This is a genomic window from Streptomyces rhizoryzae (genome assembly GCF_023155275.1).
In the GTDB taxonomy this organism is placed as follows: Bacteria; Actinomycetota; Actinomycetes; order Streptomycetales; family Streptomycetaceae; genus Streptomyces; species Streptomyces rhizoryzae.
On the sequence record NZ_JALMUV010000006.1, the window covers coordinates 155,609 to 172,529 of the forward strand.

Here is a 16,921-nt window from a genome sequence, read left to right on the forward strand (position 1 = left end):
GCCATGGCGCAGCAGCGTAGGTATGTGGCGCCCGAGGGCAATGGCACGGCCCGCTTCCCTGGGGGTGTCCGGACTCCGTGCGGGCGGCGCGGGTGCGGGCCGCTGTGCCACCGCGCACGCGATGCTCCGCGGTGCGGGTCATGTCTGGCGGGCCGCGGGCCGCGGGCCGCGGCCCGCGGGGTGCCGGCGAGGCCGGTGCGCGATGGCGGAGCACCGGAGAGTGGCCGGCGTCGGGGGGCGCGAGCCGGAGTCGTCGACGGGCCGGGCGCAGCAGGCCGGGTGCGTCCGCGCGCGGTTTCCCTTCCTGTGCGGGTGACGTTTTTCCAGGATTTTGCGCAGTGCGGAACGAGCCGACTGGTCTCGTCCGAACTCGCCGCATGATCAGGGAGGCGCTATGGGACGGGAATTCTGGCGGACGGTCCGGATGGCCATCGAGAAGGACAACTGGACTGCCCGACTTTTTGTGGTGTGCCTCGCGATGGGCGTTGTCCTCGGCGCCTGGGTGGGTGTCACCCGCTAGTCGGGGCCCGGGTCGTCGTACGGCCGCGCGAGGCGCTGGAGCGGCTGGCCGTCGGGTCGGTCACGGCGGCGGCGCGGTGAGGCGTCCGGCCGCGGAAGGTGGGGGCGCGAGAGACGGCCGGGGCCGCCACCCCCCACAGGAGAGGCCCCGGCCGTCGTTCGCGGGGAGCCCGTGACGGGCTCCTAATCGATACAGCGCCGCGGGGCCCGAAAGCGTCACAGGGGGTACGGGCGGCGGCACGGCCAGTGGTCTGGACGCGGGCCGGGCAAGGCCCGTAACGTGCCGAAACGCGCCGGTGGCGCACCGGCCGCGGCGGATCCCGGCGGCCGGAAGCGCGGCCGGTTACCGGGGAGTTCGGATGGCGACGCACCACCCCGCCCCCTCGCGCCGCCCGCCCCGGAGGTGGCCCGGGTGCCGGGCGCCCGGTCAGACCCGTTACGGTCAGCAGGAACGGCCGGAGCGCCGGCGCCCGGCGCAGCGGCTGACCGCGCCGGGCGCACGGCGGTTCCGGTGGACCAGACGGCAGACCAACGGCTACGTAACAGCGACAGCGCGAAACGGCAAGGACCGGGCGGCGGACATTCAGCGTGCGACAGGATGGACCCGTGCGAGGGGACGACATTCAGCCGGACGACGGACGGCTGACGGTTGCCGTGCAGGCGGCGCAGGACGGCGACGAGACCGCGTTCCGGACGGTCTACCGCGCCATACATCCGCGGCTCCTCGGCTACGTCCGGACCCTGGTGGGCGAGGCCGACGCCGAGGACGTCGCTTCCGAGGCGTGGCTCCAGATAACCCGCGACCTCGCCCGCTTCAGCGGCGACGCGGACCGCTTCCGCGGCTGGGCCGCCCGGATCGCCCGTAACCGCGCCCTGGACCACATCCGCATGCGCGGCCGCCGCCCCGCCATCGGCGGCGACGAGACCGAACTCGCCGACACCCCCGCCGCCTCCGACACCGCCGGCGAAGCGCTGGAAGCCCTCGGCACCGGCCGCACCTTCCGGCTGATAGGCCGCCTGCCGCAGGACCAGGCCGAGGCGGTCACCCTGCGGGTCGTGGTCGGCCTGGACGCCAAGAGCGCCGCCCAGGTCCTCGGCAAACGGCCCGGCGCGGTACGCACCGCGGCCCACCGCGGACTGAAGAAGCTGGCCGAACTCCTCACCGGCGACGGCGCCGCGGACGACGGCGGCGAAGTGGCGGAATCGTACGTACCAGGTGTGACGGAAACGGCCGCCCGAACGCAGAAGGACATGTGATGGCCGACGACCGGTACAACTGGCTCGACAAGGACGCCGCGGAGCGACTGCTGCGTGGCGAACCGGTCGGTTCCCAGGTCGGAGACGGCGCACGCGAACTGGAACAGCTCCTGGAGGCCGCCGCGGCGGCCGGCACCGCCCTGCCCCCGAGCACCGCGCTGCCCGGTGAGGAAGCCGCCCTGGCCGCCTTCCGGCAGGCCCGGCACGCCCCCGGTGCCCGCCCCGGCGCACGCACCCGGACCGCCCGCGCCGCCGAACGCGCCGGGCTCGCCCGTCCCTTCAGACGCGGCTTCGCGGTCGCCCTCGCCGTCTGCGCGATCGGCGGCATCGCGGTCGCCGCCGGCACCGGAGTCCTGCCCACCCCTTTTCAGGGCGGCGAACCGACCCAGCCCGGCGCCACCGTGACCGCCGCCGAGTCGCCCAGCATCCTCGACTCCCAGCGGCCGGCCACCCCCACCGGTGAGGCCGGCCGCACCCCCACCACCCCGCCCGGCGGACGCCGCACCGCCCCCGGTGCCACCCCCGCCCCCGGCAGCAGCCAGGGCACCGCCCCCGCTCCCGGCACCACCCCCGCCCCCGGCGACACCCCCGGTGACCACGGCGGACCCGGGGCCGACCCCGACGGCAAGAACAAGAAGAAGCTGCTGCTGGCCCTCTGCCGGAACTACGAAGCCGGCAACCGCGGCGCCCTCGACCGCGACACCCTCGCCCGCCTCCAGGCCGCCGCCGGCGGCCCCGGCCAGGTGCACGCCTTCTGCCGCCAGTACCTCCTCCAGGCCGGCCGGCCCGGCGCCGGCACGGGTGACAACGATGGCGCGGGCGGCGGCAAGGGCAACGGGAACGGCAAGGGCAACGGCAACGGCGGCGGACACGGCACCGGCGGCGGCCGCACCGGTGGCGGCACCGGCGACGAGGAGGGCGACCCGGCCGCCCCGCCCGGCATCCCCCGGTCCGGCATCGTCACCCCCGGCACGCCCGCCCCCGCCACCGGTACGCCCGCACCGGCGCCCACCGCACCGACCCCCACCGCGGCGCCCACCACCGCCCCGCCGGCACCCGCCGGAACACCGCCCGGCACCCAGGTGTGACGTTTTTCGAGCCGGTGACGCAGTAAGAAACGAGCCGACTGGTCATCGGCGGCGCAAGAGCCAGGGTTCCCCCCGTACCCGTGGCTCAGCGCACACGGCGCGGGCGGGGCACGTTCCCCCGGCCCTGCCCGCGCCCCCCTCTTTGCGCCTGAGCCGGCGCCGCTTTCACGGGTGTGGAGGCGGTGGGTGGGGGCTGCTCAATTGTCGCTTCGGCCGGAGACATGCCGGTGTTTGCGGCTTCCGTGGGTGCTGTGGGTGCTGTGGGTGCTGTGGACGCTCTGGGTGTTCTGGACATGGCCGGGGTGGAGTTCGGGCTTCTTCGGGGTGCTGGTGCGGGAGTTGAGGGCTGAGCGGTCCGCTGTGGTGTACGTGCCGGTGGGCGGGAGGCCCGCCTGGTGCTGGAAGCGGCGCAGGGCCCGGGCCGTCTCGGTCGCGTAGCGGCCCGTGGGCGGGCGGGTGAAGAGATCCAGCTGGGCCAGGCGGGCCTGGAGGTCGCGGACGGCGGGGCCGTGCGCACCGGGGCCGAGCAGCACGGCGGGCCGCGCCGGATGGCAGGCCGTCGCCAGCATCAGCACCACCGCCGCCAGCAGGGCCGCCGGCCCTCCGCTCCCGCTTCGCATGACCCACCCCCTTCCCAACGGTGCGCAGGGACGAACCTCCGGGCATGCTGTGATAGCGGCATGAACCGGGACTGTTCACCCGTTTGGAGGCGTAGCGGACATGGTGCGGTACAGCGAGAGCGGGCTACCCATCGAGCCGGTGTACGGGCCGGAGGCCCTGGCCGGCTGGGATCCGGACCGCGAGCTGGGCGGGCCGGGCGCGTACCCGTACACCCGGGGGGTCTACCCGACGATGTACACGGGCCGGCCCTGGACCATGCGGCAGTACGCCGGGTTCGGCACCGCCCGGGAGTCCAACGCGCGCTACCGGCAGCTCATCGAGCACGGTACGACCGGGCTGTCCGTCGCCTTCGACCTGCCGACGCAGATGGGGCACGACTCCGACACCCCGATCGCGGCGGGCGAGGTCGGCAGGGTCGGGGTGGCGATCGACTCCGTCGAGGACATGGCGGTGCTCCTCGGCGGGATCCCGCTGGGGAAGGTCTCCACCTCGATGACCATCAACGCACCGGCCGCGCTGCTCCTGCTGATGTACCAACTCGTCGGCGAGCAGCAGGGGTTGCGGGGGGACCAGCTGAGCGGCACGGTGCAGAACGACGTGCTGAAGGAGTACATCGCCCGCGGCACGTACATCTTCCCGCCGCAGCCCTCGCTCCGGCTGGCCGCGGACATCTTCCGGTACTGCCGTGCGGAGATCCCGCGCTGGAACACCATCTCCATCTCCGGCTACCACATGGCCGAGGCCGGTGCCTCGCCCGCGCAGGAGATCGCCTTCACCCTGGCCAACGGCATCGCCTACGTCCGCACCGCGCTCGCCGCCGGGATGGCCGTCGACGAGTTCGCGCCCCGGCTGTCGTTCTTCTTCGTCGCGCGCACCACGCTGCTGGAGGAGGTCGCCAAGTTCCGGGCCGCGCGGCGGATCTGGGCGCGGCTGATGCGGGAGGAGTTCGGCGCCCGCGACCCCAAGTCGCTGATGCTGCGGTTCCACACCCAGACCGCCGGGGTGCAGCTGACCGCCCAGCAGCCGGAGGTCAACCTCGCGCGGGTCACCGTCCAGGGGCTGGCCGCGGTGCTCGGCGGCACCCAGTCGCTGCACACCAACTCCTTCGACGAGGCCCTCGCCCTGCCGACCGAGAAGGCCGCCCGGCTCGCCCTGCGCACCCAGCAGGTCCTGGCGTACGAGACCGACGTCACCGCCACCGTCGACCCGTTCGCCGGCTCCTACGCCGTGGAGGCGCTGACCGACGCCGTCGAGGAGGAGGTCCTCGCGCTGATGGCGCGGGTCGAGGAGTACGGCGGCGCGGTCGCCGCCATCGAACGCGGCTTCCAGAAGGACGAGATCGAGCGCAACGCCTACCGGATCGCCCAGGAGACCGACGCCGGTGAGCGGGTCGTGGTCGGCGTCAACCGCTTCCGCACCGACGAGGAGGAGCCCTACGAGCCGCTGCGGGTGGACCCGGCCCTGGAGGCCCGGCAGGCCGAGCGGCTGGCGGTGCTCCGCGAGCGGCGCAACCGGCACGCGGTGGCCGCGGCGCTCGGCGCGCTGCGCAAGGCCGCCGAGGGCCCGGACAACGTCCTCCCCCCGATGCGGGAGGCGCTGCGCGCCCGGGCGACGCTGGGCGAGGTCTGCGACGCGCTGCGGGAGGTCTGGGGGACGTACGTGCCGACGGACGCGTTCTGACGGCACCGCCGGCCGCCGCCCGGGCGGGAGCCGGGTGCGGCGGCCGGAACGCGTCCGCCACACTGAGGGCATGTCCGCACCCCGACGCCGCTGCCCCGTCTGCACCCGAGAGATCGCCGTGGTCGGCGGCCGGTACGCCCGGCACGACCCCCCGGGCCGGCGGACCGGGATCGAGCTGATCTCCTGCCCGGGCTCCCGGCGCACCGCGCCGATGATGGCCCCCGCGGAGAAGCTCTTCGACCCCGAGGAACCGCCGATGCCGGGCCAGCAGCCGCTGTTCTGACGGCGCGGCGGGGCGGCCGGCGCGGCGGGGGCGGCCGACTACGGTGCCAGCACGTCGAGTTCGGCCATCGCGCCGGCCGTGATCTCGCGGGTCAGCGCCTCCGCCCGGGCCGCGTCCCCGGTGCGGATCGCCTCGGCGACCTGCACGTGCAGGGTGACCGCGGCCGGATCCGGGTCGGTGAACATCACGTGGTGGTGGGTCCGGCCGGTCAGCACCGCGGCCACCACCTCCCAGAGCCGGGCGAACATCTCGTTGCCGGAGGCGGTCAGTACCACCCGGTGGAACGCCACGTCGTGGACGAGGTACGCGTCGAGCTGCTGGCCGCGCGAGGTCGCCACCATGCCCATCGCGTGCTCGGTGAGCTCTGCGCACTGGGCGGGGGTGGCGTGCCGGGCGGCCAGCCCCGCCGCCACCGGCTCGACGGCCGAGCGCAGCACGGTCAGCGAACGCAGCTGCCGGGAGCGGTCCCGGCCGGCCAGCCGCCAGCCGATCACCCGCGGGTCGTAGACGTTCCACTCCTCGGCCGGGCGGACGGTCACCCCGACCCGGCGCCGGGACGCGACCAGGTGCATCGACTCCAGCACCCGGACCGCCTCGCGGATCACGGTGCGCGACACGTTGAAGCGTTCGGCCAGCTCATCGGTGCGCAGGACGGTGCCCGGGGGGTGGTCGCCGGCGGTGATCGCGGGCCCCAGGGACTCCAGCACGCGGGCGTGCAGCCCCTTCTCCCCGCTCCCGGTCGCTTCCATGGGGCAAGCCTACGATCTCGCCGCCCGGCCAATTAAGTATGACGTTTGCGTCACAGGGTCTTGAATACGTCGTACTTCATGGGTTTCAGTTGGCCTGTACAACGTCGAAGAGGACACTGTTGCGCCGTATGGCGGGCGATGTCCTGTCTGTGAGTTATCGAGGTATTCGGGATGGGCAGCGCCGAGGTCATCGTCGTGATGGGTGTGGCCGGGACCGGCAAGACGACCATCGGCCCCCTGGTGGCCGGTGCGCTGGACGTGCCGTACGCCGAGGGCGACGACTTCCACCCGCCGGCCAACATCGCCAAGATGTCCGCGGGCGTCCCGCTGGACGACGCCGACCGCGGCCCCTGGCTCGACGCCATCGGCGCCTGGGCGCACGGGCGGGCCGGCCGCGGCGGGGTGGTCAGCTGCTCCGCCCTCAAGCGCGCCTACCGCGACCGGCTGCGGGCCGCCGCCCCCGGGGTGGTCTTCCTCCACCTCGCCGGCGACCGGGCCCTGATCGAGGCGCGGATGGCCGAGCGCAAGGGCCACTTCATGCCCACCGCGCTGCTGGACTCCCAGTTCGCCACCCTCGAACCGCTCGGCGCGGACGAGGCCGGCGTGGCCGTGGACGTCGCCGGCACCCCCGAGCAGATCGCCGACCGCGCGGTCGCCGCGCTGCGCCGCCCCATCCCGGCGGCGTGACCCCCGGGCCGACGACCGGCCCCCAAGACCGCCGGGCCCCGCCTCTCCCCCCCCGCGGGGCCCGGCTCCCCCTCCAAGCAAGGAAATCGCCGTGCCACATCTCAGCGTCGAGATGCTCGCAGCGGACGCGACCGTGCCCCTCACCACGGCCGGTCACGCCCAGCTCGGCATCGCCGTCCTGGCGGGTATCGCCGTCATCGTCCTGCTGATCACCAAGTGCAAGCTGCACGCCTTCCTGTCGCTGATCATCGGCTCGTTGGTGGTCGGCGCGGTGGCCGGGGCCCCGCTCGACAAGGTCATCACCAGCTTCTCCACCGGGCTGGGGACGACCGTCGCCGGCACCGGCGTGCTGATCGCGCTGGGCGCCGTCCTCGGCAAGCTGCTCGCCGACTCCGGCGGTGCGGACCGGATCGTCGACACGATCCTGGCCCGGGCCGGGCGCCGGGCGATGCCCTGGGCGATGGTGCTGATCGCCGGGATCATCGGGCTGCCGATCTTCTTCGAGGTCGGCATCGTGCTGCTGATCCCCGTGGTGCTGCTGGTCGCCAAGCGCGGCAACTTCTCCCTGATGCGGGTCGGCATCCCGGCGCTGGCCGGCCTGTCCGTGATGCACGGTCTGATCCCGCCGCACCCGGGGCCGCTGGCCGCCGTCGACGCGGTCAAGGCCAACCTCGGCGTGACGCTGGCGCTGGGCGTGGTCATCGCCATCCCCGCGGCGGTCATCGCCGGCCCCCTCTTCTCCCGCTACGCGGCCCGCTGGGTCGACATCGCCCCGCCGGAGAAGATGCTGCACTCCGCCGGGGAGGCCCCGGACGCGGGGGAGACCCCGGCCAAGCGCCCCGGCTTCGGCATCACCGTCGCCACCGTCCTCCTCCCGGTGGTCATGATGCTCGCCAAGGCCCTGGTGGACGTCGTCGTGGACGACCCCCGGGACTCCCTCCAGCGGGTCTTCGACGTCGTCGGCTCGCCGATGATCGCGCTGCTCACCGCCGTGGTCGTCGCGATGGTCACGCTCGGCCGGCCGGCCGGCTTCACCCGCGGCCGGATCGCCGCCACCGTCGAGTCCTCGCTCGGCCCGATCGCCGGGGTCCTGCTGATCGTCGGCGCGGGCGGCGGCTTCAAGCAGACGCTGGTGGACTCCGGCGTCGGCCAGATGATCCTGGAGATCTCCCGGCACTGGAACATCTCCACCCTCCTGCTGGCCTGGCTCATCGCGGTCGCCATCCGCCTGGCCACCGGCTCCGCCACCGTCGCCACCATCTCGGCCGCCGGCCTGGTCGCCCCGCTCGCCGCCGAGATGAGCACCACCCACGCCGCCCTCCTCGTCCTCGCCATCGGCGCCGGCTCCCTCTTCTTCAGCCACGTCAACGACGCCGGCTTCTGGATGGTCAAGGAGTACTTCGGCATGGACGTCGGCCAGACCCTCAAAACCTGGTCCCTGATGGAAACCCTGATCTCGGTGGTCGGGATCGTGGGAGTGCTGGGGTTGTCGGTGGTGGTGTAGCGCCACCACCTGCCGACCACCGCGGCACGGCCGGACGAGCCCCCGCGGACCGCCTCCGAGGCGGCCGGCGGGGGCTCACCCGCTCCCGGGCGCCCGTCACCCCAGGTGCGGCGCCGTCCGGTGTTCCAGGAAGTGCTGGATCCGCAGCCGCTGGGTGGGGTGCATCGGCAGGCCGGGCAGCTCGTCCGGCGGGACGAACCGCAGCGCGGTGGACTCCTCGGAGACCCGCAGCGCGCCCCCGGTGATCCGCACCGTGAAGCACACGTTGAACTGCCGCCAGCACCCGCCCCTCGCCGTCCGTGACGACGGCCGAGGCGGCGACCACCAGACTGTTCGGCTCGGGAGCGGCGGGGTCGTCGTAGAACTCGGTACGGGGCATGGGACCGGCCTTTCGGTCGTTCGGTGGAATGCGTTCCGGTGACCGTACGGCGGCGCCCCCGCGGCGTAGCCTCGTGAGCATGGCTGAGCACCTCGGGGACCGGCTGGCGCGGCTGCGGCGGATGGCGGATCTCACCCAGGAGGCGTTGGCAGAACGGTCGGACGTGTCCGTCGACGTGGTACGGAAGCTGGAGCAGAAGCGCAAGCACAGTGCGCGCCTGCCCACCCTGCACGCACTCGCCCGGGGGCTCGGGGTCGAGCTGACCGCGCTGCTCGGGGACCCGCCGGGGGTGCCCTCCACCGGCGAGGCGGACCCGCCGCAATTCGTCGCGGTGCGCCGCGCCGTCATGCCCCCGCTCTTCGCCCCGCCCGCGGAGCCGAGTGGCGCCGAACGGCTCACCGTTTCGCTTCTCCGGCGTGAGATTTCGGACGGCTGGACGCTGTACCACAACGCCGAGTTCGGACGCGTCATGGAGGTATTGCCGGGCATCATCGCGGACGCGCGTTTCGCGGCGTCGGTAGGCGGTGCGGACGAAAAGGCGGCAGGTCAGGCGGCGTTGGCAAAAGCCCTGCAATTGGCCGGTCACCTGGCCATCCGCCTCGGACGGACCGACCTCGGACTGGCCGCTCTGGAACGCGCCATGGCTGCCGCGGAGTGCTCGTCCGATCCCCTGCTGGTGCCGATGGTGAGTAATTCCGTCGCCTGGAATTACCAGCGGCAGAACCGTCTGGACGATGCCGCACACGTGGCCGTGCACGCCGCGGACCTGGCCGAACGGGGGCACGGCAAAACCGCCGCGGGCCTGCGCGTTTGGGGCGGGCTCATGATGTCCGCCGCGACCTCGTCGGCCCGTTCGGGGGATTACGGCGCGGCCGACGAGCTGATGACCACGGCGGAGGCCGCCACCCGCCGGCTGGCCACGCTTCCTCCCCCGGAGGACGGGAAGATGTTCTCGGTGTTCAGCCGGTCCTCGGTCCGTATCGAACGTGTCCGTCTCGCCGTTCAGCACGCACGGCCGGACGAGGCGCTGGCCCTCGCCAAGGGAATGCGGCTCAGCCCGGATGTCCCCGTGTCCTGGCGTACCTGGCTTTTGCTGGATGTCGCCCGCGCGCACACGGACGTGGGGAATATCGAAGGCGCCGTGCAAACCCTCGAACGGCTGCGCCGGATCGCCCCGGCCTGGATGCGCCACCACACCTTCGCCGTCGCCATCGTCACGGATCTGTGGGCCGGCCCGCACCGCCCGCCGGGATTGCGCAAGCTCGCCGAATTCCTGGGGGTCGTCGGCCGAGCCGGGTAGGCGGGGGAGCGCCTGCAAGGCCCTGAGAGTAGGACGTTCCGTCCCTGTCGCGCGCTGTCGCCACCCGGTTGGCTTGGCGGACGCAAGGTCCCCCGGCCGCCGCGACGGGCGGGCCTGGGGGAAAAGCCATCTACGGCATAGGGGTTGACGACGTGACCCGAAGTCATCGAACGCTCTTCGAGCCGCAGCGCGGGGCGAAGGGGGCCACCCGGTGAACGCCATGGACACCGCGCGGCTGTTGCCGTGGGCGAGTCCGGAGGGGAAGCCGTGCTTTCTGCTGGCGGGGGACGGGGCGGGGTACGTCTCGCGGCTGGCGGACGAGGTGGAGGCGGCGCAGCTGGCGGCGGCGGAAGAGCTCAACGCGGAGGCCGGCCGGGTGCTCCGGGGCCGGATGTGGACGCCGGGCGAACTGCACCTGCTGGCCGTCGAGTTGAACGACTCGCTGCGGAACGTGCGGCGGGTGGCGGAGAGCCGGGGTGCCCGGCTGCTCCGGAAGGAGGAGGCCCAGGAGCTCCCCCGACCGGAACGGTGTGAGTAGGGGCGGCGCGCGCCCCGGTCGGGCCGGCGGGCCCGGCTCACCGTTCCGGTCCGCCCTGCGGGGAGCGTTCCGGACGCTCCCCTGAAGGGTGCCGCACCGGCTTGGCCCGCGCGGTGAGGGAAGCGGCTCCCGCCCTCCTCCGGTGGCGGGGGAGGGCGGGAACCGTCCACGTATGCGGGATGAGGGGTGCGGGGCGGGGGCCGGTCAGGCCGCCGCCGTCGCCGCTCCCGCGTAGGAGGTCAGGGCTTCGGTGAGGGCGGTGGGGGCGGAGGGGGGTGGGGTGGCGAGGGCGAGGTAGCCGTCGGGGCGGATGAGGAAGACGGTGGGGGCGGGGCCGTAGGCGGAGCGGAGGTGGCCGTGGGGGTCGAGGAGGTCGGGGGCGGGGCCGGTGGTGTGGAGGGTGCGGAGGGGGAGGGGGGTGGTGGAGGTGAGGCGCTCCAGGGCTTCCGAGGGCGGGGTGTTGAGGGCGAGGAGGGTGAAGTGGGGGCCGCGCAAGAGGTCGAAGAGGCGGACCGGGGTGCCGTCGGGGAGGGCGCAGGGGGCGTCCGGGGCGCGGTCGCCGGCGGTGAGGGCGCCCTCGGGGAGGCCGGTGCGCAGTTCGCGGGTGAGCGGGCTGTCGCGGTAGCCGACGTCGAGCTGGTGCAGGTCGCGGCCGCGGTGGAGGCTGCCGGAGCGGTGCAGGCGGGTGCTGGTCTCCAGGATGCGGGCGGCGAGCGGGCGGCGCTCGGTGCCGTAGGTGTCCAGGAGCGCGTCGGGGGCGCCGTGGCGGAGGACGAGGCCCAGCTTCCAGCCGAGGTTGTAGGCGTCCTGGACGCTGGTGTTGAGGCCCTGGCCACCGGCCGGGGAGTGGATGTGCGCGGCGTCGCCGGCGAGGAAGACCCGGCCGTGGCGGTAGTGCTCGGCCATGCCCGCCTTGGGGCGGAAGAGGGAGGTCCAGCGGACCTCGCGGACCTGCTCCGGCGTGAGGTGGGTGTGGGTGGCGATCAGCGCGCGGACCGCCTCGGGTGAGGTGTCCGGTTCGTCGGAGGCCGCGGCGGCGAGCAGCTGGAAGTCGTCGGTGTGCGCGAGGGGGAGCAGGGTGAGGAAGCCGCCGGTCGGCAGCATCCAGCGGTGCCAGTGCTCGCGGTCCAGGCCGTCCAGCCGGACGTCGGCCAGGACCGCGTGGCCCGGGGCGAGCGCGGGGCCGGTCATGGCGACGCCGAGCTGCTTGCGGACGGTGCTGCCGCCGCCGTCGCAGGCGACGAGGTAGCGGGCGCGGACGGTGCGGGGGACGGGGGCGGCGCCGCCCGCGGCGGCGGGGGTGCCGGTGGGGGTGAGGTGGGCGGTGATGCCGTCGGCGTCCTGGGTGAAGCGGGTCAGCTCGGTGCCGAAGGCGACGCTGCCGCCGAGCTCCCGGAGGCGGTCGTGGAGCAGCTGGACGTTGCGCCACTGGGGGAGCATCAGGGCGTTGGAATGCGGCGCGGACGGCGTCGGGTCGACCCGCTCGATCATCTGGTGGGTGTGGACGATCCGGCCGTCCTCCCACAGCGCCATGGGCGGGTAGTCGCCGCCGGCGGCCTGCGCGGCGGCCAGCACACCGAGGTCCTCGTAGACCTCCTGGGTGCGGGGCTGGATGCCGGTGCCGCGGGCGCCGGGGGAGAGGGTGGGCTGCCGCTCGGCGACGAGGGCGGTCACGCCCCGGCGGGCGAGGTCGAGGGCGAGCACCAGGCCGGTCGGGCCCGCGCCGGCGATCAGGACGTCCACGGCCGGGGCGCCGGTGCCGCCCCCGGTCCCGGCGGCGGTCTCGGCAGGGTGGGCGAGAGGTTCCTTAACGTCGTTAAGTGCCATGGGGCGAGGCTGCCCTTAACGGTGTTAAGTTGTCAACATGGTTTCGCGTATCGACCGGGAACGGGTGGTGGAGACCGCGCTGCGGCTGCTCAACGAGGGCGGTCTGGACGGGCTCACGCTCCGGCGGATCGCCAAGGAGCTGGACGTCCAGGCGCCGGCGCTCTACTGGCACTTCAAGAACAAGCAGGAGCTGCTGGACGAGATGGCCACCGAGATCTTCCGGCGGCTGTTCCGGTCCAGGCTCGCCGGGGGCGGGCCCGGTCCGGACTGCCGGTGGCCGTCCTGGCAGGAGATGCTCGTCCGCACCTGCACCACCCTCCGCCAGGAGCTGCTCTCCTACCGCGACGGCGGGAAGGTGGTGGCCGGGACGCGGATGACGGACGACACCTTCGCCGGGCCGCTGGAGCTCTTCCTCAGCAGCTTCACCGCGGCCGGCTTCCCGCCGGCCGACGCGGTCACCGCCTGGTGGACCGCGTACAACTACACCATCGGGCTGGTCATCGAGGAGCAGTCGGTGCACCCCGACCCCGCGCACCCGGAGGTCCGCGACCCGGCCTACGACCTGGCGGACCGGGAGAGCCGGCTCGGTGCGGCGTACCCGCTCGCCGCGCGGGCCGGGCGGCAGATGTTCGGCGACGTGGAGGAGTCCTTCCACGCCGGGCTGCGCCTCATCGTGGCCGGGATCGAGGCCACGTACGTGCGGGGGAAGGGGAGCGCGGGGAGGTGAGGGGGGCCCGGCTCCGCGGGGGCGGGACGGCTCCGCAGCCCGTGCGGCCCGGGCCCGGCTCCGCGCCCCGCCGACTAGCGGCGCGGGTCGATCGCGCGCCGCAGGCGCGGGGTCAGGGGGCGTTCGACGCAGCGGTGCAGGAGCCAGGCCAGCAGCAGCATCAGGGCGACGGTCAGCGGCAGGGTGGCGTAGGCGGGGAGTCCGGCGCCGCGGTGCAGGGCTCCTAGCACCACCCAGCCGAGGTGCTCGTGGACGAGGTAGAAGGGGTAGGTCAGGGCGCCGGCGACGGTCAGCCAGCGCCAGTCGGCCCGGCGGAAGGCGCCCAGCGCGACCGCGGCGACCAGGGCGAAGCCGGCCGTGACGAGGGCGATGACCACGGCCGCCGAGCGGTAGGAGAAGGCGTGCGCGGAGGGCGCGTGCCACAGTCCGGCGACCGCGTAGTGCTGGCCGATCAGCCAGCCGGCCAGCACGATCGTCCAGGCGACCAGGTCCTTGGCGCCGTAGCGGTGCAGCAGGTACAGGCCCACCCCGCCGATGAAGAACGGGGCGTACTGCGGCATCAGCACGGTGTTCAGGAACGGGTCGTGAGCGGACTGGGCCAGCGCGGCGGCCAGCGTCCAGCCGGCGCAGAAGAGGACCACCCGGCCGCGGGTGGCGCCCGGCAGGACGACGCAGAGCGCGAAGAGCGCGTAGAACCGCATCTCCGCCCACAGCGTCCAGCAGACGCCGAGGACCCGGTGCACGCCGAGCGGGGACTGGAGCATGGTCAGGTTCGTCAGCACGTCGCTGGGGGAGAGGGCCTTGAAGGCGACCCAGGGGAGTGCGAAGACGGCGGTGACCAGGAGGACCGCGACCCAGTAGGCGGGGTAGAGGCGGGCGACGCGGCTCGCGGCGAAGGAGCGCAGGCGCCGCAGCCCCGGCGCGGAACGGCCCGGCGAAGGGCCGTGGGCGGTGGGCGGGGCCCAGCCGCTCAGGCAGATGACGAAGCCGCTGATCACGAAGAAGATCTGGACGCCCAGGCAGCCGTACGCGAACGCCCCGGACAGGGCCGGGAATTCGCGGGCCGGGGAGGCGCCCCAGGCGCGGGAGATGTCGCCGTTCCGGCCGCCGTAGTGGTACGCGGCGACCATCAGGGCGGCGACCAGCCGCAGCCCGTCCAGGGCCCGCAGCCGGGCGGTGCCGCCGCTCCGGCCGCGGCCCGGTATCGCGGGGTCCGGGACGGCGGCCGGGCCCGCCCCGGCAGCGTCGTCCGCGGTGCGGACCGGCGCCGCCAGGGGAGCGCCGGCCGCCGGCGGGGCGGTGGCCATCAGGCCGCGACCCGCTTCGTGATCCGGCGCTGCACGGCCCGGGCCCGGCGCGCCACCCGGCGCACCGCGGCGTTGCGCGGGATGAACGAGAGCTGGGAGGGGAGCGCGCCGGGCAGCGCCAGCGCGGTCAGCCGGCGCCGCTTGAAGTACCGCCGGGTGTACGGGCCGAGGTGGGCGGTGAGGTACCGCTCGGCGGCCGGGCGCAGCTCCGGGTAGATCTGGGGCTGCATGGCGTAGCCGACGGCCCGGACCAGCGGGCCGACGGTCGCCGGGGTGGCCAGGGTGCGGGGCCGTTCGCCGCGGTCGGCGAGGTCCGGGACCAGCGCGTCCACCAGCGTCACCGGCACCCGGTTGCTGTTCTGGTACGGCGTCAGCCGGTCCAGCAGCAGTCCGGTGCCGGTCCGGGCCACCGGCAGGCCGAAGAAGGCGGACGCGGTCAGCAGGGCGGTGGAGAAGCAGCCGACCACGAGGGCCGGCCGGACCCGCTGGTAGAGCACCTCGGCGATCAGCGGCCGGTCCAGCACCGTCAGCGCGACGCCCAGCTTCTCCGCCTCCCGCTCCAGCAGGCGCGACCAGCGGGCCGGTGCCGACGGGTGCGGTTTGAAGACGAGTGCGCGGTGGCCCCGCGCGACCGCCCCGCGCGCCATCGCCACGTGCAGCTCCTCCTCTTCCTGCGGGGTGAGGATGGCGAGCGCGGAGAGGTACTGGCCGAGCAGCAGCGCCGCGCCCTCGGGGACGTCCGCCAGGTCGTCGGCGTCCGCGCTCTCCGCGGCGAGTTCGGCCAGGACGGCGGTGAACGACGCGGTCGGCACGATGTGCGGTTCGACGCCGAACTCGGTGAGCAGCAGCGGCGCGAGGCCCGGTACGAGGTCCAGGTGCAGCAGCCGGCCGATCCGGGTGCCGATCAGCGGGTTGAGCTTGTCGCGGGTGGGGCCGTAGCTCATCAGCCCGTCGGCGTAGATGTCGATCGGCGCGTCCGGGAACAGCTGCGCCAGCGCCAGCGCCGGGTTGACCTGGATGGACTCCAGGACCAGCGCCACCTCGTCGTCGCCCAGCCCCCACAGCAGCCGCAGCTGGCGCTCCCACAGCGGGACGTCGTCGGGGCGCGGGGACCAGCCGCCGGGGTGGAACGGGCGGATCGTCTCGTTCCACGACAGCACGCCGTCGAAGCGGCCGCGCAGCCGCGCGAAACCGGGCATCGCGTCCAGCGCCGGGCTGGTCTCCGGGGTCGCCGCGTTGTTGGCGATCAGCAGCAGCCGGCGGTCGGCCGGGGCGAACAGGCCGGCGTCCAGGGCGGCGGCCAGGGTCGCCGCGCCGTAGAGGGTGGACGCCAGGAAGATCTGGGTACGGGGCCGGCCGGGCATCAGGCGGCGACCTCCGCGGGGGCGGGGCGGCGGCGCACCCGCCGCAGCCGGGACGCGCGCTGGGCATCCATGGAATCGAGGGCTTCCTTCAGTACGTCCTGCGGCATGCGTTTCATGGCCGCGGCGCTCAGCGCCCGCAATTGCCGGGCGACCGGCGGTTCGAATCGTTCGATGGTGCCGAGGTGGTGGGAAATGATGGCGCAATATGTGCGCACCGCTTTCGGCAGCAGCAGTGCCGCGTCCCGGTCCCGCGCCGTTTCCTCGATCACCTGGTCGAAAGCGCGGATGAAGTGCAATTGCCGGACGTCGCCGATCTGGGTCAGTGAGGACGCCACTCCGCGCCGGTAGAAAACACCCAGCAAACCGGCCACCGCCATGGATTTCGCCTCGCGGTGCAGCCGCCAGATCCACGGCCGGTCCTCCGCGGTGCGCAATCCGTCGGTGAAGTGCAGCAGTCCGCCGTCCAGCAGCCGGCGGTGGTAGATCCCGGCCCAGGCGTACGCGTAATCGACCGAGGTGGAGCGGTCGGCGGGCAGGATCACGCTGCGCGGATCGAGCACCACCCCCCGCCGGCCGTGCGGCACCCGGTGCACGGTGCGCCGCCGGCCGGTGCACTGGACGTGGTCGGTGCGTACGAAGTCGCACCCCAACTCCTCGATGGCCGCGAGGAGTTCGGAGAGGTAGCCGGGGGCCAGCCAGTCGTCGCCGTCCAGGAAGGTGAGGTACTCGCCGCGCGCCGCGTCCAGGCCGGTGTTGCGGGCGGTGGCCAGGCCGCCGTTCTTCTCGTGCCGCAGCAGCCGGGCGCCCGGGAGTTCCGCCGCGGCGCGGCGGAGGATCTCCGGTGTCTCGTCGTGCGAACAGTCCTCGACGAGCAGGAATTCGAAATCCTCACGGGCGTTCGCCGCCAGGCTTTTCAGGGTATCGGGCGCGTATGTCTGCACGTTGTAGAACGGCACGACGACGGAGAGCTTGACCACCCGCCAGACGTTAAGGGCGGTGCCCGGCATTCGTCTTGACGCGCCGCGTACCCGGTGGTGAACGACGCATGGCGGGATGGTTAACCGGTGCGGCGGCCGGACGGTGTCCGGGGT

Annotated in this window: 15 protein-coding genes and 1 pseudogene; 9 read left to right on the top strand and 7 right to left on the bottom strand. The window is 74.0% G+C overall.

Going from position 1 to position 16,921, the window contains the following annotated elements:
• Positions 1 to 1,125 precede the first annotated feature (1,125 nt).
• A complete protein-coding gene (locus tag MUU72_RS07865; RefSeq protein ID WP_248012408.1) occupies positions 1,126 to 1,776 on the top strand; it encodes an RNA polymerase sigma factor in 651 nt (216 codons plus the stop codon).
• A complete protein-coding gene (locus MUU72_RS07870) occupies positions 1,776 to 2,864 on the top strand; it encodes a hypothetical protein (RefSeq protein ID WP_248012488.1) in 1,089 nt (362 codons plus the stop codon). Before MUU72_RS07865 ends, MUU72_RS07870 begins: the two co-directional genes overlap by 1 nt.
• Before the next feature lie 197 nt (positions 2,865 to 3,061).
• Here the strand turns inward: MUU72_RS07870 and MUU72_RS07875 are convergent, their stop codons facing one another.
• Entirely contained in the window at positions 3,062 to 3,484 is a 423-nt protein-coding gene (locus tag MUU72_RS07875; RefSeq protein ID WP_248012409.1) for a peptidoglycan-binding domain-containing protein, read from the bottom strand.
• A gap of 100 nt (positions 3,485 to 3,584) precedes the next feature.
• Here MUU72_RS07875 and MUU72_RS07880 point away from each other — a divergent pair, with 100 nt between their 5' ends.
• A complete protein-coding gene (locus MUU72_RS07880; protein WP_248012410.1) occupies positions 3,585 to 5,165 on the top strand; it encodes an acyl-CoA mutase large subunit family protein in 1,581 nt (526 codons plus the stop codon).
• A 70-nt stretch (positions 5,166 to 5,235) separates the two neighbouring features.
• Positions 5,236 to 5,448: a hypothetical protein gene (locus MUU72_RS07885; RefSeq protein ID WP_066981890.1), complete on the top strand. Its 213-nt coding sequence runs from the start codon at positions 5,236 to 5,238 to the stop codon at positions 5,446 to 5,448.
• A 38-nt stretch (positions 5,449 to 5,486) separates the two neighbouring features.
• Here MUU72_RS07885 and MUU72_RS07890 read toward each other — a convergent pair whose 3' ends face one another.
• Positions 5,487 to 6,197, bottom strand: a complete 711-nt coding sequence (locus tag MUU72_RS07890) for a FadR/GntR family transcriptional regulator (protein ID WP_248012411.1) — start codon at positions 6,195 to 6,197, stop codon at positions 5,487 to 5,489.
• Positions 6,198 to 6,368: 171 nt separating this feature from the next.
• On the opposite strand from MUU72_RS07890, the gene MUU72_RS07895 reads away from it, so the two are divergent.
• Both MUU72_RS07895 and MUU72_RS07900 read left to right on the top strand, forming a co-directional pair.
• Positions 6,369 to 6,884 carry a gluconokinase gene (locus tag MUU72_RS07895; RefSeq protein WP_248012412.1) on the top strand — a complete coding sequence of 172 codons (516 nt, stop codon included), beginning with the start codon at positions 6,369 to 6,371 and terminating at the stop codon, positions 6,882 to 6,884.
• Between the two features lie 91 nt (positions 6,885 to 6,975).
• A complete protein-coding gene (locus tag MUU72_RS07900; RefSeq protein WP_248012413.1) occupies positions 6,976 to 8,388 on the top strand; it encodes a GntT/GntP/DsdX family permease in 1,413 nt (470 codons plus the stop codon).
• Between the two features lie 96 nt (positions 8,389 to 8,484).
• Here MUU72_RS07900 and MUU72_RS07905 read toward each other — a convergent pair.
• Positions 8,485 to 8,767 (bottom strand): annotated as a pseudogene (locus tag MUU72_RS07905) (NUDIX hydrolase).
• A 79-nt stretch (positions 8,768 to 8,846) separates the two neighbouring features.
• Here MUU72_RS07905 and MUU72_RS07910 point away from each other — a divergent pair.
• Both MUU72_RS07910 and MUU72_RS07915 read left to right on the top strand, forming a co-directional pair.
• Positions 8,847 to 10,067, top strand: coding sequence for a helix-turn-helix domain-containing protein (locus MUU72_RS07910; RefSeq protein ID WP_248012414.1), 1,221 nt, complete (start codon positions 8,847 to 8,849; stop codon positions 10,065 to 10,067).
• Between the two features lie 220 nt (positions 10,068 to 10,287).
• Entirely contained in the window at positions 10,288 to 10,605 is a 318-nt protein-coding gene (locus tag MUU72_RS07915; protein ID WP_248012476.1) for a hypothetical protein, read from the top strand.
• A 204-nt stretch (positions 10,606 to 10,809) separates the two neighbouring features.
• Here MUU72_RS07915 and MUU72_RS07920 read toward each other — a convergent pair whose 3' ends face one another.
• Entirely contained in the window at positions 10,810 to 12,432 is a 1,623-nt protein-coding gene (locus MUU72_RS07920; protein ID WP_248012415.1) for an FAD-dependent monooxygenase, read from the bottom strand.
• A gap of 37 nt (positions 12,433 to 12,469) precedes the next feature.
• Between MUU72_RS07920 and MUU72_RS07925 the strand changes: the two genes are divergently transcribed.
• The gene (locus tag MUU72_RS07925; protein WP_248012416.1) at positions 12,470 to 13,159 is read left to right on the top strand and encodes a TetR/AcrR family transcriptional regulator C-terminal domain-containing protein; all 690 of its coding nucleotides are present in this window, start codon (positions 12,470 to 12,472) and stop codon (positions 13,157 to 13,159) included.
• A 74-nt stretch (positions 13,160 to 13,233) separates the two neighbouring features.
• Here the strand turns inward: MUU72_RS07925 and MUU72_RS07930 are convergent, their stop codons facing one another.
• Genes MUU72_RS07930 through MUU72_RS07940 form a run of 3 tightly spaced genes read right to left on the bottom strand, consistent with a single transcriptional unit; the run spans position 13,234 to position 16,807 of the window.
• A complete protein-coding gene (locus tag MUU72_RS07930) occupies positions 13,234 to 14,466 on the bottom strand; it encodes an acyltransferase family protein (protein WP_248012417.1) in 1,233 nt (410 codons plus the stop codon).
• The gene (locus tag MUU72_RS07935) at positions 14,466 to 15,830 is read right to left on the bottom strand and encodes a polysialyltransferase family glycosyltransferase (RefSeq protein WP_248012418.1); all 1,365 of its coding nucleotides are present in this window, start codon (positions 15,828 to 15,830) and stop codon (positions 14,466 to 14,468) included. The genes MUU72_RS07930 and MUU72_RS07935 overlap by 1 nt, the downstream gene beginning before the upstream one ends.
• On the bottom strand, positions 15,830 to 16,807 hold the full coding sequence (locus MUU72_RS07940) for a glycosyltransferase family 2 protein (protein ID WP_248012419.1): 978 nt from the start codon (positions 16,805 to 16,807) through the stop codon (positions 15,830 to 15,832). The genes MUU72_RS07935 and MUU72_RS07940 overlap by 1 nt, the downstream gene beginning before the upstream one ends.
• Positions 16,808 to 16,921: the final 114 nt, after the last annotated feature.

What these genes read in the sequence shown, in the direction of transcription:
- MUU72_RS07925 (WP_248012416.1), top strand. Translation starts at nt 12,470, where the DNA reads ATGGTTTCGCGTATCGACCGGGAACGGGTGGTGGAGACCGCGCTGCGG.
- MUU72_RS07870 (WP_248012488.1), top strand. Translation starts at nt 1,776, where the DNA reads ATGGCCGACGACCGGTACAACTGGCTCGACAAGGACGCCGCGGAGCGA.
- MUU72_RS07935 (WP_248012418.1), bottom strand. Translation starts at nt 15,830, where the DNA reads ATGCCCGGCCGGCCCCGTACCCAGATCTTCCTGGCGTCCACCCTCTAC.
- MUU72_RS07930 (WP_248012417.1), bottom strand. Translation starts at nt 14,466, where the DNA reads ATGGCCACCGCCCCGCCGGCGGCCGGCGCTCCCCTGGCGGCGCCGGTC.
- MUU72_RS07915 (WP_248012476.1), top strand. Translation starts at nt 10,288, where the DNA reads ATGGACACCGCGCGGCTGTTGCCGTGGGCGAGTCCGGAGGGGAAGCCG.
- MUU72_RS07895 (WP_248012412.1), top strand. Translation starts at nt 6,369, where the DNA reads ATGGGCAGCGCCGAGGTCATCGTCGTGATGGGTGTGGCCGGGACCGGC.
- MUU72_RS07875 (WP_248012409.1), bottom strand. Translation starts at nt 3,484, where the DNA reads ATGCGAAGCGGGAGCGGAGGGCCGGCGGCCCTGCTGGCGGCGGTGGTG.
- MUU72_RS07910 (WP_248012414.1), top strand. Translation starts at nt 8,847, where the DNA reads ATGGCTGAGCACCTCGGGGACCGGCTGGCGCGGCTGCGGCGGATGGCG.
- MUU72_RS07885 (WP_066981890.1), top strand. Translation starts at nt 5,236, where the DNA reads ATGTCCGCACCCCGACGCCGCTGCCCCGTCTGCACCCGAGAGATCGCC.
- MUU72_RS07920 (WP_248012415.1), bottom strand. Translation starts at nt 12,432, where the DNA reads ATGGCACTTAACGACGTTAAGGAACCTCTCGCCCACCCTGCCGAGACC.
- MUU72_RS07880 (WP_248012410.1), top strand. Translation starts at nt 3,585, where the DNA reads ATGGTGCGGTACAGCGAGAGCGGGCTACCCATCGAGCCGGTGTACGGG.
- MUU72_RS07890 (WP_248012411.1), bottom strand. Translation starts at nt 6,197, where the DNA reads ATGGAAGCGACCGGGAGCGGGGAGAAGGGGCTGCACGCCCGCGTGCTG.